We start from the raw sequence: 13,685 nt of genomic DNA, 5'->3' as shown, positions 1-13,685 counted from the left end.
TTTATCCTTTTTTTTGAAAAAATACCTAATGTTCCCAAAAGATACCTAATAAAATACCCAATGCAAACAAATCAATTTCATATCAAAGTATAAAAAATGGATAATTAAAAACAACTGAAATAGCGATATTTTCATAATTAAAAACAATTTTTACAAATTGAAAGCTAATTAAAAAATAATTAAAAAAGTTACTTTGGCGAGAGAGTGAGAGAATCGAACTCCCCGCGAGATGGTCAACCACCCCGCCAGCGGATTTGAAGTCCGTGAGTATCACCAGATAGCTTTACCCTCCAAAAATAGCTAGGAATTCTAGAATTCCTAAGTTTTATGTCATCCCCCGGCTTGACCGGGGGATGACATCACAAATAAATTTAGAATTCCATATAGAGATCCCCTAAAGGGGATAGGGGATGAGAGGGAATTCTAAAATTCCTAATCTAAAATTCCTAAAAAGAAACCCCCTAACCCCTAGAAAAACAAAGGAATTTTAGAATTCCATATAGAGATCCTCTGGTCAAGCCCGAGGATGACATAGTAGGGAATTCTAAAATTCCTAAGAGAAATTCTAGGAATTCCCAGAACAAAATCTAAAATTCCTAAAACAAATTCTAGGAATTCTAGAATTCCTAAGCTAAATTCTAGAATTCCTAGAAACTAAAACCGCAATTCTAGCAAAATTTTTTAAAATTCACCCTAAAAACAAGATTTCAAAACTTAAAACTTACTAAAAATTCTCTAAAATTCGCTTATATGATTTTTATAGGCGCTGATTTAGCCCTTGGTAGAACCTGCGCTATAATACTAGCATACTCACAGCCAGCGTCTTTTAAAGCCCTTAGCGCCGCATTTGCCTCTTTATTAGGCAAAGCCAAGAGCAATCCACCAGAGGTCTGCGCATCATAAAATGCTGTTATGTCACCCTTGCTAGCATTTTCTACAAAAGCGCTAGCAAAACTCTCATTTGCGCTAGTTCCACCAGGCACGAAGCCCTGCGCTATCATCTCTTTTAGACCACGCATCAAAGGCACAGCATCCAAGCTAAGCTCAAAACTAATGCTAGGATTTAACATCTCACTCATATGCCCAAGTAAGCCAAATCCAGTAACATCCGTGCACGCCCCCACGCTAAAATCACGCATAGCACGCATAGCGTATAGATTTAAAGTGCACATTTGCTCTATCATCTCATCACGCAGCTCATCACTTAAAGCGCCGTTTTTTAGCGCAGTGCTAAGCACACCAGAACCAAGCGGCTTTGTAAGGATTAGCACGTCGCCAACTCTTGCTGTGTTATTTGCCCAAAAGCTCTTTGGATGAACCACGCCAGTCACACTAAGCCCATAAAAAAGCTCCGCACCCCTCACGCTATGTCCACCAACTAGTGCAGCTCCGCACTCACGCACCTTGCTAGCCCCACCAGCTAAAATCTCACTAAAAACCTCAGCTCCAAAATGCCCCTCATCAAAGCTAATGATATTCATAGCACTAAGCGCCTCGCCGCCCATAGCAAAAACATCGCTTAGAGAATTTGCGGCCGCAATAGCCCCAAAGATAAATGGATCATCTACAATAGGCGTGATAAAATCTAAGGTCTGCACTAGTGCCCTACTCTCATCAAGCACGAAAACTCCAGCATCCTCGCTAGTATTCGCGCCGCTAATCACACGCTCATCAGTCAAGCTGAGCTCTGCTAACATATTGTTTAGATCCCCCGGACCTATCTTAGCAGCTCAGCCAGCGCAGCGCGCGTATTTCATCAGCTCTTTATTTTGGTATTTCATAGCGTTATTTGCTTATGCGAGCTTAGCAAATTTGCGATTTCTACAGCGTTTGAGATAACACCTATGCTTAGTTTATCAGTTAGTTTGTAAGCCTCTAAGCAAGTTCCACAGCTTAGCACCTTTAGCCCTGCATGTTCTAGCTCTTTTAGCGCAGCATATCCCACTCTGCCTCGCTCAGTGCTTAGTCGCACGGCTTCATTTACGCAGATTATATACTCAGGCTTATTTTCAGCTTGCAAAAAAGCTAGCAAAAACTTTGCTAGCAGTGCCTCTCCAACCTCGCCAGAACCAGCCCTTAGCTCGTTTAAATAAATTAGTGATTTCATATTTTTATCCATTTTTAAAAATGCTTGGACCCAAGCCTAAATTGCCAAAATTATAGCAAAATTTCTAGAAATTCTAGAATTCTTATTTAATTGACCTGCTCATTTTAGCGCGAGCTAGGCACTTTTCAAATAGCGGAATTTCGCTAGGCGTGATTTCTAGATTTGAGATGAAAAACTTAGTTTTTTTCATAAGCTCTGCTATATCTGCTTTGTTTTTGCCTAGATCTACACCAATAGTGTGCGCTAGGTGGCGGATAGTGCCAAAGTTGCCATCAACAAAATCAAGCCCTAGATTTGCTAATTTCATCTCTTTTTTAAAGTAGTTAAAATGCGTACACCCTAGCACCACGACATCATATTTATATAGCCCTATGGTAGAAAGATATCCTCCAGCCGAGCGAAAATCTCCTGCTTGAGCATAAGAAACAAGTCTTGGCAAAGCCATCAAATCGCAGTTTTTAGCATTTAGGCTATCAAGCAGATTTTTTAGCTTTTCACCTATTATCGTTGCTTGCGTGGCGGTAATGAGAATTCTAGATTCAGGGTAGTTTACGATGGCTGGTTTTATGGCTGGTTCCATCGCTATTATCGGCACGCCAAAACTAGCACGAAACTCTTTATTAGCCACGCTACTAGCGGTGTTACAAGCTATTACTATAGCATCACAGCCTTCTAGCTTTAAAAAGCGCAAAGCATGAAATAATAAGTTTTTTATCTCTCCACTGCTTTTATTTCCATAAGGGACATTGTCATGGTCGGCATAATAAACAAAGCTAGTGTTTTTTGGCAGGCACAAAAAGGCTTCATAAAGCACATTTAGCCCGCCTACACCACTATCAAAAAAGCCGATTTTAAACCCCTTGCTCATCATGTACCTCACTTAATTTAATCAAAAATTTTAACCCAAACAAAAACACTATCCACGAGACATACAGCCACAAAAAGAAAAATAGCAAAATAGACATAGAACCATAAATGCTAGTGTAGTTTTTGTTGTAAAATGCATAGCTTACAAACAGCAGTTTTGAGATATTCCAGACAATTGATGCTAAAAACGAGCTTAAAAAAATATCTTTTATTAGCAATTTGCGGTTTATACACACTCCATAAGTGATGCCAAATATCGCCCAAATAATAATATAAGGCAAAATCTCAAAGAAGTTTATCCCCATATCAAGCTGTTTTATAAAATCATTTAAAAAGGTTGAAAGCCACAAGCTAAAAGCAAGCCCTAAGGGCATCAGCGTAAGCAAAGTCCAAAAAATACTAAGTCGCATAAAAAAGCTTCTAGGCTTCGTTGCTGAAAGCCTTGTAATAACATACTCAAAATCAGTAAAAAACATCACAGTAGTAAAAATCATCGCAATCACACCCATAAGCCCTAGATGAGAGCTATTGCTCAAAAAGCTCTCTAAATAGTTGCTAAATTGCTCTGCATTTGTTGGCAAAAGCGAGCTAGCAATGAAGTTTTGGATAGCTAGCGAGTGTTCTTTAAAGCTTGGTAGCTGGAAAAACAGCGAGAGCGAAATAAACAAAAAAGGAATAAGTGCAAGCACACTATGAAAACTAAGACTAGCTGCGTAGTGATAAAGGCTTTTATCATTTATCGTGGAGATGACTTGCGCTGCGTATTTTTTTATTTTTTCTTTCATTTTTTAACTTTTAGTTTTTTAGGCACAAAGAGTAGCAAAATTGCCCTAAAATTTTTATGAATTCCTATGAATTCCTAGGGAATTCCTAGGGAATTCTAGAATTTTCTAGCCGCCAAATAAAATAATCAAAGTAAAATTATGCTACAATCGCTTAAATTTTCAAATAAAGGAAAACAATGAGAGAGCTTATTTTCTTAGCTTTGGTGCTAACTTTTGCCTTTGTTTTTTACAAAAACTTTCAAAAAATGGCAGAAAAATGAGCAAAAAAGATAATACTCAAAACAAAATAGATGTTTGTAAAAGTGCTTTAAACACTATTTTAATATCGTTTTTGGGAGTTTGTGGCTTTATTTTTATACAACTTGATACGCTAAGTACAATCAAATTTGCGATTTGTATTTTAGTAGCATTTGGACTAATTTTAGTTTGGACACTTGTTTTTGCGTTTTTTAACAAATACAATGCTCAAATTTTAGATGAATAAAGGCAAAAAATGTTAATTGACCTTCACAATCATACCCCGCTTTGTAATCACGCCACAGGCACTCCACTAGCCCTTGCAAGCCGTGCTTATGAGCTAGGATGTAAATACTACGGCTTTGCAGATCACGCTTTTATGCCCTTTGAGCCAGAGTACCGCATGAGCGAGGCGCAGATTGAATTTTACGAGGATTTGGTGAAAGAGACAGCAGAGCATTTTAGGGGCAAAATGGAGATTTTGCTAGGTTACGAGGTTGATTTTATGGGTGATGAGAAGTATTTTAGCCCAAGGGTGATGAATAGCAAATGCGATTTTCTTATCGGCTCAGTTCATTTTCTAGACTTTTGGGGCTTTGATAATCCTGCTTTTATAGGAAGCTACGAGGGCAAGGATATTGATGAGCTCTACGGGCAGTATTTTGAAGCCATTGCAAGATCAGCAAGGTGTGGACGCTTTGATATTTTAGGTCATATTGATCTTATAAAGGTATTTAATTACCGCCCCAAAAAAGAGATAAAAATCCTAGCCCAGCCAGCTATAAAAGCTATAAAAGAAGCCGGAGTTTGCGTGGAGCTAAACTCGGCTGGCTGGCGCAAACCTTGCAGCGAGCTCTATCCAAGCGATGAGATTTTGGAGCTTTTGGCTGATTTTGATGCGCCTATTACCTTTTCAAGCGACGCTCACAGCGTAGAACAAGTTGGCGCAAATATGGATAAAACCATAGAAAAAGCTCGTGAGTTTGGGTACAGCAAGGCTTGTGTGTTTAAAAAGCGCAGTAGAGAATTTATATCTTTTTAATTCGGCCAGATTGTAAAATTTGCTGGTGGGGCTCTTACGCTTACCCGCTATGCGGCAGCGCTTGATGAATTATGTATTCTATCTTCGCACTGCTGCAGGCACGCTAAACGCAAGTGCCGCACCTTTTATTTTTATTGTCGCTGCTGCGAAGCCCAAAACACTGCGCAAATTCTAGAATTCCCTCTAGAATTGGTTTTTATGTGGGGTTTGGGGCGTAGCCCCAAGGGCTCAAGGGGCGCTATCCCCTAAAAAACAAGCGAGCGTGTGCCCGCTTTTAAGCGGGCACCCAAAGCGAGCAAAAATCTAGAATTCCCTAGAAAAATTCACAAGGAATTCTAAAATTCCCTAAGCAAAATTTGGAATTCCCAAGATAAATTCACAAGGAATTCTAGAATTTCTAAGCAAAATCTAGAATTCCCTAGAAAAATTCACAAGGAATTCTAGAATTCCTAAGTCTCTCTTAAGAATTCTAGAATTCCCTAAAAAATAAAACTTTTCTTAAGAAAAAAAACTAATTTATTTTTTAATATTTAATAAATACAATTTATACTAAAATTCCTACGAATCCAAATTTTATTAGGAGGTAAATGGTGCTACAAAACCGCAGAAAGTTTTTACAAAAGGCACTTGGCGTAGGTGCTATAGCAGTAGCTTCGGCAGCTACAGCAGCCAAGCTAAATGTAAATGAAAACCCAGTGCCACAAGGCAAAAGCAAAAAGCAAGAAGTGCTTTATTACAAAACGCCTTTGTGGGAACAATATTATAAAATCGCTTATTAGGAGTAAATGATGGCAAATGCATCAAGACGCTCGTTTTTAAAGCTTGCAGCACTTGGAGCTACTGCTAGCACAGCCTTTGGTGCTAGTAGCGACAAAATCGCACAAGCTAGCGAGCAAAAAGTGCCTGATCCATATCCAGGCTCAAAAACAGTACGCACAATCTGCTCAATCTGCTCAGCAGGTTGCGGCATAGAAGCAGAGGTTCAAGACGGCGTTTGGGTTCGCCAAGAAATGGCTATAAATCACCCAATTTCACAAGGCTCTCACTGCTGTAAAGGTATAGATCAAATTGATCTTACAAAAAGCAAACAACGCATAAAATTCCCAATGAAAAAAGTAAATGGAAAATGGGAGCGCATAAGCTGGGAGCAAGCAGTAGATGAAATCAGCGCAAAAATGCTTGAGATTAGAGAACAAGATGGCCCTGATAGCGTGGAGTTTTTGGGTTCAGCGAAGTTTAGCAACGAACAAGCCTTTTATTTCCGCAAATTTGCGGCATTTTGGGGAACAAATAATATAGATCACGTAGCACGCATTTGACACAGCGCAACAGTGGCCGGTGTGGCCAATACATGGGGTTATGGCGCTATGACAAATCACTTTGGTGATCTAACCGAACACTCAAAAGTAATACTACTAATAGGTGCAAACTCAGCTGTAGCAAACCCAGTGGGTGCTATGAAGCATATCTTACAAGCAAAAGATAGAACTGGTGCTAAGCTAATAGTAGTTGATCCTGTATATACAAAATCAGCAGCAAAAGCTGATTATTATGTGCGAATCCGCCCAGGAACTGATATAGCATTTGGTTATGGAATGCTTCATCTTATCTTTAAAAACGGCTGGGAGGATAAAGAAGTAATCCGCACTCAGGCCTACGCAATAGATGAAATTCGCAAAGAAGCCGAGAAATGGACACCAGAGGAAACTGAAAATGTAACTGGAATTCCAGCTAAGCAACTTGAAGAAATCACTAGAATCTTTGCTACTTCTAAACCTTCAACTCTAGCTTGGGCACTAGGCGTTACGCAACACTCAGTTGGTAGCTCAAACACTAGAATCTACTCTATCATCCAGCTTGTACTTGGCAATATGGGTAAAAAAGGCGGCGGCTGTAATATTATCCGTGGTCACGACAATGTCCAAGGCGCAACTGATATGAATAACTTGGCTGATAGCTTGCCAGGCTATTATGGTCTAGGTGATGCGGCGTGGAAGCATTATTGTCAGGGCTGGGGACAAGACTATGAGAAGTTTGTAAAACGCTTTGCTGTAAGCGTAAAAGAGCCACGAGCTAAACTAGGCGAACCGGTAGAAAATACAAACTTTAAAGAGTATTTCTACTACGATGAAAAGCACCCAGAGGATAGAAACTGGCGCAATGAAAAAGGATATTCTCTTTCAAAATGGTGGCAAGGTGTGCTAAAAGAAGAAAACACCTTCTCAAGCGGAAATCTGCGTGTGCTTTGGGTTCAAGGCACAGGAATTACTTCTATGGCTCACCTTACAAAAATCCAAGAAGCTATAAATAAACTTGATATGCTTGTTGTAGTTGAGCCTTTTGTAAATGAAGTGGCAATTCTTAGTGATAGAAAAGATGGCATTTATATCCTGCCAGCTAGCACACAGTTTGAAAGTAGCGGCTATGTAAGTGCTACAAACCGCTCAGCGCAGTGGCGTACTCAGGTCGTAAAACCTATATTTGAAGCAAAACAAGATCAAGAGATTATGATGCTTTTTGCTAAGAAATTTGGCTTTTATGATGAGTATGTAAAAGGCATGATGCTAGGCTTTAGAAACGGCAAGATTGAGCAGGTAAAAGACAGCTGGGTTTGGCCTGATGATGCTACAAATGAAATCGCAAGATGTACTCAAACCATAGGAAATGTGGGCAGAACCGCCGAGCGTCTAAAACGCCACCAAGCAAACTGGCAAAATTTTGATCCAAATACTCTAAAAGGTAGAGAAGGCACAGAAGTAGCAGGCGAGTACTATGGACTTCCATGGCCGTGCTGGAATGAAAACCACCCTGGCACACCTGTGATGTATGATATAACTACTCCTGTTTGGAAAGGTGGTATGGGCTTTAGAAACCGCTTTGGCCTAGAGCATAATGGCGTAAGCCAGCTAGCTGATGAGAGTGTAACAATCGCTGGCTCAAAAGTAAAAGGTGGCTATCCGCAAATTACTAAAGAAAACATAGAAAGCGTATTAGGTATCACACTAACTGAGGAAGAAAAAGCGCAAATGGGACCAAGCTGGAGTATGGACTACTCAGGCATAATCCTAAAAAAATGCGAAGAAGCAGGCGTAAGTCCGTGTGGAAATGCTAGGGCTAGGGCTATGGTTTGGGAGTTTGTTGATCCTATTCCAAAACACCGTGAGCCAATTCACAGTCCACGCAAAGATTTGGTAGAAAAATACCCTACTTTTGGCGATCAAGAGCGAAATTTCCGTGTTTCTACTAAGTTTATTAGTGAGCAAACAGCACAGGATTGGAGCAAGGATTTCCCTGTAATAATCAGCTCTATGCGCCTTGTAAATCTAAGCGGTGCTGGTATGCTAGAGCGCACAAGCAAATACCTAGCAAATATCACACCTGAAATGTTTGCGCATGTAAATCCTGATTTGGCTGGAAAATATGGAATTCTTGATGGCGAATACATGTGGATAAAAAGTCCACAAGGCACAAAGATAAAGGTAAAATGTATTTACTCTCATTCTGTTACGCCTGATCGTATTTGCTTGCCGTATAACTTCGCTGGCGTGATGCAAGGAGTGGATCTCTCAGCTCGCTATCCAGAGGGCACTAAGCCTTATACCATAGGCGAGAGCTCAAATATCGTTACAAACTACGGCTTTGATGTTGTTACGCAGATTTCAGAGTTTAACGCTGGTCTTTGTCAGCTAGAGCGCTGCGAGGATCAAAGTATGTTTAAAACGCAGTTTTTTGATGAAGAGAGGAAATAGCCATGGCAAGAATGAAGTTTTATGTGGATACTAACCGCTGTACTAGCTGTTTTGCTTGCCAAGTGGCTTGCAGCTCAGCACACGAAGTGCCTGTGGGTATAAATCGCCGCAAGGTTATCACACTAAATGAAGGTATAGAGGGGCGAGAGATTTCTAGCACTATTGCTTGTCAGCACTGCACAGATGCGCCTTGTTCGCAGGTTTGTCCTGTAAAATGCTTTTATATCCGTGAAGATGGCATAGTGCTTCACGATAAAAAAGAGTGTATAGGATGCGGATATTGCCTATATGCTTGTCCTTTTGGTGCGCCACAGTTTCCAAGAGACGGCGCCTTTGGCATAAAAGGTGCTATGGATAAATGCACCATGTGCGCAGGTGGCCCAGAGCCTACAAATAGCCATGAGGAGCGTGAGCTATACGGACAAAACCGCATAGCAGAGGGCAAGGTTCCTATGTGTGCTGCTGTTTGTTCGACAAATGCTCTTTTGGTAGGTGATGCTGTAGAAGTGTCTAATATGTATAGAAAACGCGTGCTAGGCAGAAACGCAAACCGCAAAAACGATGATCTAAGCCTAAATGGCGAATACGCAAATCTAGCGCAGCTAGCTGGAGCTAGGGTATGAAACTTTTATCTTGGCTACTGCTTGGCTTAGCGCCACTTTTTGCTGATGGGTCAAACCAGCAAGATAGCCCCCTTTGGGGGCAGGCTCGCCTTTTAAACATAGATACTTACACTGATGGCTTTGCGCCACTTTGGGTGAATTTACAAGGTGGGCATTATTTTGCCTATGCGCTTGTGATTTTGGTGCTTGCAGTGGTGGTCGCGTTTGCTTTACATTACTTAGTTATTGGGCCAAAGCACTTTGATCATCACGGCAAAAAAATTTATGCCTTTAACGCCTTTATTCGCGCTATGCACGCACTAGCAGCTATTAGCTGGATAATTTTAGTGCCAACTGGTGCTATTATGATGTGGGGCGAGAGCTTTGGTGGTGGTGCGTTTGTGAGATTTGCTAAAAACGCTCATGGCATAGCTACAATTATCTTTTGTATAGCTGTGCTGCCGCTGCTTTTTAGCTGGCTAAAACGCATGCTACCAGCAATCTATGATATAAAATGGATGCTAATCGTGGGTGGCTATCTAAGCAAGAAAAAGCGTCCAGTGCCTGCTGGTAAGTTTAACGCTGGGCAAAAAAGCTGGTTTTGGATAGCATTTCCGGGTGGACTTGTGATGATAATCACAGGTGCAGCGATGTATTTTCTGGACTTTAATGGCGGAGATATTTTTGGCATTAGCCAAATCGAGTTGCTTCGCATCTCAGCGATAATTCACAACGCACTTGGCATAGTTTGCGCTGTGTTTTTGCTAGTTCATATCTACATGGCTTGCTTTGCCATTGCTGGAGCGATACACTCTATGATTCACGGCTATAAAGAAGAAGAAGAGGTTTTTATATTGCACCACGAGTGGTATAAAGAACTTCGCAAAAAAGGCAAAATAGAACGCTCAAAATACGAAGAGCAGTATAAAGCTCAGTGATTTCTGCCTTTTTTTAGGGAATTCAATCTAGAATTCCCTACCCTTATTTTTAAAACTTCAAAAAATTTTTGCTATAATCAGCTTTTAAAAATTGTTAAAGGCTTTAAAAATGACACCAGCACAAATAAAATTACTAAGAACGCAAAGTGTGCTAAAAGAGCTGATACCACAGGCTTTAAGCACGCTTGATGATGAGCTCTTGCATGGGCTTTGTGTAACTGATGTGGAGTGTAAAAGGGGTCGCTATGATGCTTTTGTGTATTTAGATAAAATGATGCTTGATGAGCGTGAGCAGGCGTATATTTTAAGTCATTTAAAGCGTGTTAGCCCTGTGATACAAAACTTTATTTTAGAAACTGAGGGGTGGTTTAGAGCACCTAAGCTTCATTTTAAATTTGATGATATTTTAGAGCGTCAAAATGCGATGGATGCGCTCTTTGCCAAGGTTGAAATGGAGCTAAAAACTGGCAAAAAAGCAAAAGAATAAGGGACAAAAATGAGTGAAATTGAAAAAATCATAAAAGAACTTGGCTGCGAGCTATATGATACTGAGAGCGTGAGTGAAAATGGGCACGCGATTTATAGAGTTTATATCACAAAAAGCGGTGGTGTTAGCCTAGATGAGTGCCAAAAAGTAAGCCAAATGCTAAGCCCTATTTATGATGTAATGCCGCCTATTTCAGGTGATAAATGGTTTTTGGAAGTCTCAAGCCCAGGGCTAGAGCGCAAGCTTACTAAAATAGAGCATTTTAAACTCTCTCTTGGCGAAAAAGCAAAAATAACGCTAAATGATAAAAGCGTAATCACAGGTGATATAAAAGCTGTGGATAATGAAATAATCACTATTTTAGCTGATGAGGGCGAGCAAAAAATCTCTTTTAATGATATTAAAAAAGCTCGCACTTTTATAGAGTGGCAGAAATTCTAAAATTCTAGAATTCTAGAATTCCTGGCTATCAAAAACAGCTAAAAATGCTAAAATATTAGCATTTTCACAAGGAATTCTAAATTTTTGGAACACCTTTTGCTTATTAAGCAGTAAAATTCATTTTGAAAGGTTTACAATGAAAAAAACTTTACTTTTTGTTGCTGTAGCACTTGCGTTTACAGCTTGTTCGCAAAGAGGCGATATCTCTCTTGCACCAGCTCAGCCAAAGGCTGAAGTTTATGGCTTTGAGACTGTGCCAACAGCTACATTTACAGCATTTGGTGATGGTGTGCCACCACTAGATACTTACAGCCCAGCACAAGCTAGAGCACTTGCAAAAAGAGCAGCTATCGCTGATGCGCAACGCCAAATCGCAACCAAATTATTTGGAGTAAAAATCAACGCTAAAGATACTGTAAAAGACGCAATGCTAAAAAGCTCTATCATCGAAGCACGCGTTCATGGTCTAGTAAAAAACGCAGCTATCGTTGATGAGCAATACAAAGACGGACTTTACAGAGTTGAGATGGAAGTTCAAATGGATAAGGCTACATGGGAAAGACTATTTGCCTACTAATAGCATTAGTTTTTTTAGCGCAGGCTGAGTATGTAAAATCACTCCAGCCTGCCTTACAAAGCCAAGAAAAACCACAAAAAACACCAAAAACTACTAGGAATTCTAGAATTCCTAGCGATAAAAATCTCAGCAAAGCAGAGAATTCTAAAATTCTCTTAACACCATCAAAACAGCAAAATTCACAAAATAGCAGAATTCCTTTAAACACTAAAAACACTAGCGGATTTTCTAAAAATAGCCCCACAAAAAGCCTAAATCCAGCAAAAAGCGATGAGTATATATTTTGGGCGCATTTTTTTACTACAAATCAAATGCTAAGCACTAGAGTGATAGCAATCTCAAAAGCGATGAAAAAAAGCGATGAGAGCGAGTTTTTGCCTTTTTGCGAACTAAGGGCTACAAAAGTGGCTGGGCAAAGTGAGATAGAGTTTTTTCGCTCGCACGAAGAAGAGTTAGCCGATTGCTTTACAAAAAGCCCTTTTAAAGTGCTAGAATACTCAGGCTATGAGCTAAAAGCAGCCAAGCAAAAAGCAAAGCTTCACACAAATATCACGCAAATTCCTATTCATTTCATAGCGATTTTTAAGGCGCAAGGTGCTACAATCCTAGCTAAAATCAGCCAGTAAGGATAAAAAGTGAGTGCTAAAACCAAAGTTAGCATAGTAGAAGATGATATAAATATGCGCAAGTCCTTGGAATTCGCACTTAGCGAGTATGAGGAATTTGAGATAAAGTGCTTTAAATCAGCCCTTGATGCGCTAAAAAAAATGCCAGAAGATACTGATATAGTAGTAACTGATATAAATATGCCAGGCATGGACGGACTTGCTTTTGCCAAAGAACTAGCCGGAAAATATGATATAGTAATCATGACAGGCAATGCCACTCTAAGCGGTGCGATTGAGAGTTTACGCCTTGGAGTTAGGGATTTTCTAACTAAGCCTTTTGATGCTGATGCCCTTGTAGCTGTGCTAAGAAAGGTGCGAGATGAAAAACCAGCCAGTAAGGCTGTAAAAATCATAGAAAATTCTAGCGATGATGAGCCAAATAAAAGCGCATTTTTTGGCAGTTCGCCTGTGCTTGAGGCTCTTTTAAAAACAGCCAAAAAGGCAGCTGTAACGGACGCAAGTGTAATGATAAATGGACAAAGTGGCGTGGGAAAAGAGCTTTTTGCTCGCTTTATACACGAAAACTCACCAAGAAGCTCTGCGCCTTTTGTAGCAATAAATATGGCTGCAATCCCAGAAAATTTGCTTGAAAGTGAGCTTTATGGCTACGAAAAAGGTGCTTTTACAGACGCTACAGCCACGAAAAAAGGGCTTTTTGAGCTAGCTGATGGTGGGACGCTGTTTTTAGATGAAATAGGCGAAATGCCAGCAAACTTGCAAGCCAAACTACTGCGTGTAATCCAAGAGCGAGAACTAATGCGAGTTGGTGGCTCAAAAACCTTTAAAATCAATGTTCGCATCGTATCAGCCACAAATGCTGACCTTAGCGAAAAGATAAAAAACGGCGAGTTTAGAGAGGATCTTTTTTATCGCTTAAATACCATACCTTTAAATGTCCCGCCACTAAAAGAGCGAAAAGATGAGATTGAAGGTATTGCAAGCTCAGTTTTAAAGCGAGTTAGCAGCAGCTATAATCTAGGGACAAAAAAGCTTGGAAAAGACGCTCTAAAAGCACTTTTAGCTTATGATTATCCAGGAAATATAAGAGAGCTTGTTAGCATAATTGAAAGAGCTGCGATTTTAAGTGAGAGCGAAGAAATTTCTAAAAGCGACCTTGGAATTTAAAAAAAATTTGATAAAATCACAAAAAATAACTAGGGAATTCTAGAATTCCTAAAAAGGATA

General features: G+C 40.0%; 15 protein-coding genes and 1 tRNA gene. 11 read left to right on the top strand and 5 right to left on the bottom strand.

The genetic code is table 11. The features are described from left to right. Window positions 1-194 precede the first annotated feature (194 nt). The 5 genes from PTQ34_RS03035 to PTQ34_RS03015 all read right to left on the bottom strand — a co-directional run bounded on the left by PTQ34_RS03035 (window position 195) and on the right by PTQ34_RS03015 (window position 3,759). Window positions 195-292: transfer RNA gene (locus PTQ34_RS03035), tRNA-Sec, on the bottom strand. A gap of 454 nt (window positions 293-746) precedes the next feature. Beyond that, window positions 747-1,721 (bottom strand): selenide, water dikinase SelD, encoded by a 975-nt coding sequence (gene selD, locus PTQ34_RS03030; RefSeq protein ID WP_404814901.1) that lies wholly within the window; start codon window positions 1,719-1,721, stop codon window positions 747-749. A 56-nt stretch (window positions 1,722-1,777) separates the two neighbouring features. After that, window positions 1,778-2,119 carry a hypothetical protein gene (locus PTQ34_RS03025; RefSeq protein ID WP_273932012.1) on the bottom strand — a complete coding sequence of 114 codons (342 nt, stop codon included), beginning with the start codon at window positions 2,117-2,119 and terminating at the stop codon, window positions 1,778-1,780. Between the two features lie 70 nt (window positions 2,120-2,189). Next, the gene (murI, locus tag PTQ34_RS03020; protein ID WP_273932011.1) at window positions 2,190-2,975 is read right to left on the bottom strand and encodes a glutamate racemase; all 786 of its coding nucleotides are present in this window, start codon (window positions 2,973-2,975) and stop codon (window positions 2,190-2,192) included. Next, the gene (locus PTQ34_RS03015; protein ID WP_273932009.1) at window positions 2,959-3,759 is read right to left on the bottom strand and encodes a YihY family inner membrane protein; all 801 of its coding nucleotides are present in this window, start codon (window positions 3,757-3,759) and stop codon (window positions 2,959-2,961) included. The genes murI and PTQ34_RS03015 overlap by 17 nt, the downstream gene beginning before the upstream one ends. 256 nt (window positions 3,760-4,015) lie before the next feature. Here PTQ34_RS03015 and PTQ34_RS03010 point away from each other — a divergent pair, with 256 nt between their 5' ends. From PTQ34_RS03010 to PTQ34_RS02960, 11 genes are all read left to right on the top strand, one after another. Continuing rightward, the gene (locus tag PTQ34_RS03010) at window positions 4,016-4,243 is read left to right on the top strand and encodes a hypothetical protein (RefSeq protein ID WP_273929897.1); all 228 of its coding nucleotides are present in this window, start codon (window positions 4,016-4,018) and stop codon (window positions 4,241-4,243) included. A gap of 9 nt (window positions 4,244-4,252) precedes the next feature. Further along, window positions 4,253-5,038, top strand: coding sequence for a histidinol-phosphatase (locus tag PTQ34_RS03005; protein ID WP_273932008.1), 786 nt, complete (start codon window positions 4,253-4,255; stop codon window positions 5,036-5,038). A gap of 587 nt (window positions 5,039-5,625) precedes the next feature. Further along, window positions 5,626-5,817, top strand: a complete 192-nt coding sequence (locus PTQ34_RS03000; RefSeq protein WP_404814898.1) for a twin-arginine translocation signal domain-containing protein — start codon at window positions 5,626-5,628, stop codon at window positions 5,815-5,817. 9 nt (window positions 5,818-5,826) lie between these two features. Further along, the gene (locus tag PTQ34_RS02995) at window positions 5,827-8,787 is read left to right on the top strand and encodes a molybdopterin-dependent oxidoreductase (RefSeq protein WP_273932006.1); all 2,961 of its coding nucleotides are present in this window, start codon (window positions 5,827-5,829) and stop codon (window positions 8,785-8,787) included. A 2-nt stretch (window positions 8,788-8,789) separates the two neighbouring features. Continuing rightward, window positions 8,790-9,410 (top strand): formate dehydrogenase FDH3 subunit beta, encoded by a 621-nt coding sequence (gene fdh3B / locus PTQ34_RS02990; RefSeq protein WP_273932004.1) that lies wholly within the window; start codon window positions 8,790-8,792, stop codon window positions 9,408-9,410. Next, entirely contained in the window at window positions 9,407-10,327 is a 921-nt protein-coding gene (locus PTQ34_RS02985; RefSeq protein ID WP_273929901.1) for a formate dehydrogenase subunit gamma, read from the top strand. The genes fdh3B and PTQ34_RS02985 overlap by 4 nt, the downstream gene beginning before the upstream one ends. 109 nt (window positions 10,328-10,436) lie before the next feature. Beyond that, complete coding sequence (rbfA, locus tag PTQ34_RS02980) at window positions 10,437-10,814, top strand: 30S ribosome-binding factor RbfA (RefSeq protein WP_273932002.1); 378 nt, start codon at window positions 10,437-10,439, stop codon at window positions 10,812-10,814. A 9-nt stretch (window positions 10,815-10,823) separates the two neighbouring features. Further along, window positions 10,824-11,255 carry a ribosome maturation factor RimP gene (gene rimP, locus PTQ34_RS02975; protein ID WP_273932001.1) on the top strand — a complete coding sequence of 144 codons (432 nt, stop codon included), beginning with the start codon at window positions 10,824-10,826 and terminating at the stop codon, window positions 11,253-11,255. A gap of 136 nt (window positions 11,256-11,391) precedes the next feature. Further along, entirely contained in the window at window positions 11,392-11,832 is a 441-nt protein-coding gene (locus PTQ34_RS02970) for an LPP20 family lipoprotein (protein WP_318532612.1), read from the top strand. Beyond that, entirely contained in the window at window positions 11,808-12,458 is a 651-nt protein-coding gene (locus tag PTQ34_RS02965) for a hypothetical protein (protein WP_273932000.1), read from the top strand. Before PTQ34_RS02970 ends, PTQ34_RS02965 begins: the two co-directional genes overlap by 25 nt. A gap of 54 nt (window positions 12,459-12,512) precedes the next feature. Beyond that, window positions 12,513-13,625 carry a sigma-54-dependent transcriptional regulator gene (locus PTQ34_RS02960; RefSeq protein ID WP_404814900.1) on the top strand — a complete coding sequence of 371 codons (1,113 nt, stop codon included), beginning with the start codon at window positions 12,513-12,515 and terminating at the stop codon, window positions 13,623-13,625. Window positions 13,626-13,685 lie beyond the last annotated feature (60 nt).

The sequence above is a fragment of the Campylobacter magnus genome, from assembly GCF_028649595.1.
GTDB classification, from domain to species: Bacteria; Campylobacterota; Campylobacteria; order Campylobacterales; family Campylobacteraceae; genus Campylobacter; species Campylobacter magnus.
This window is presented reverse-complemented; position numbering and strand designations above follow the sequence as displayed.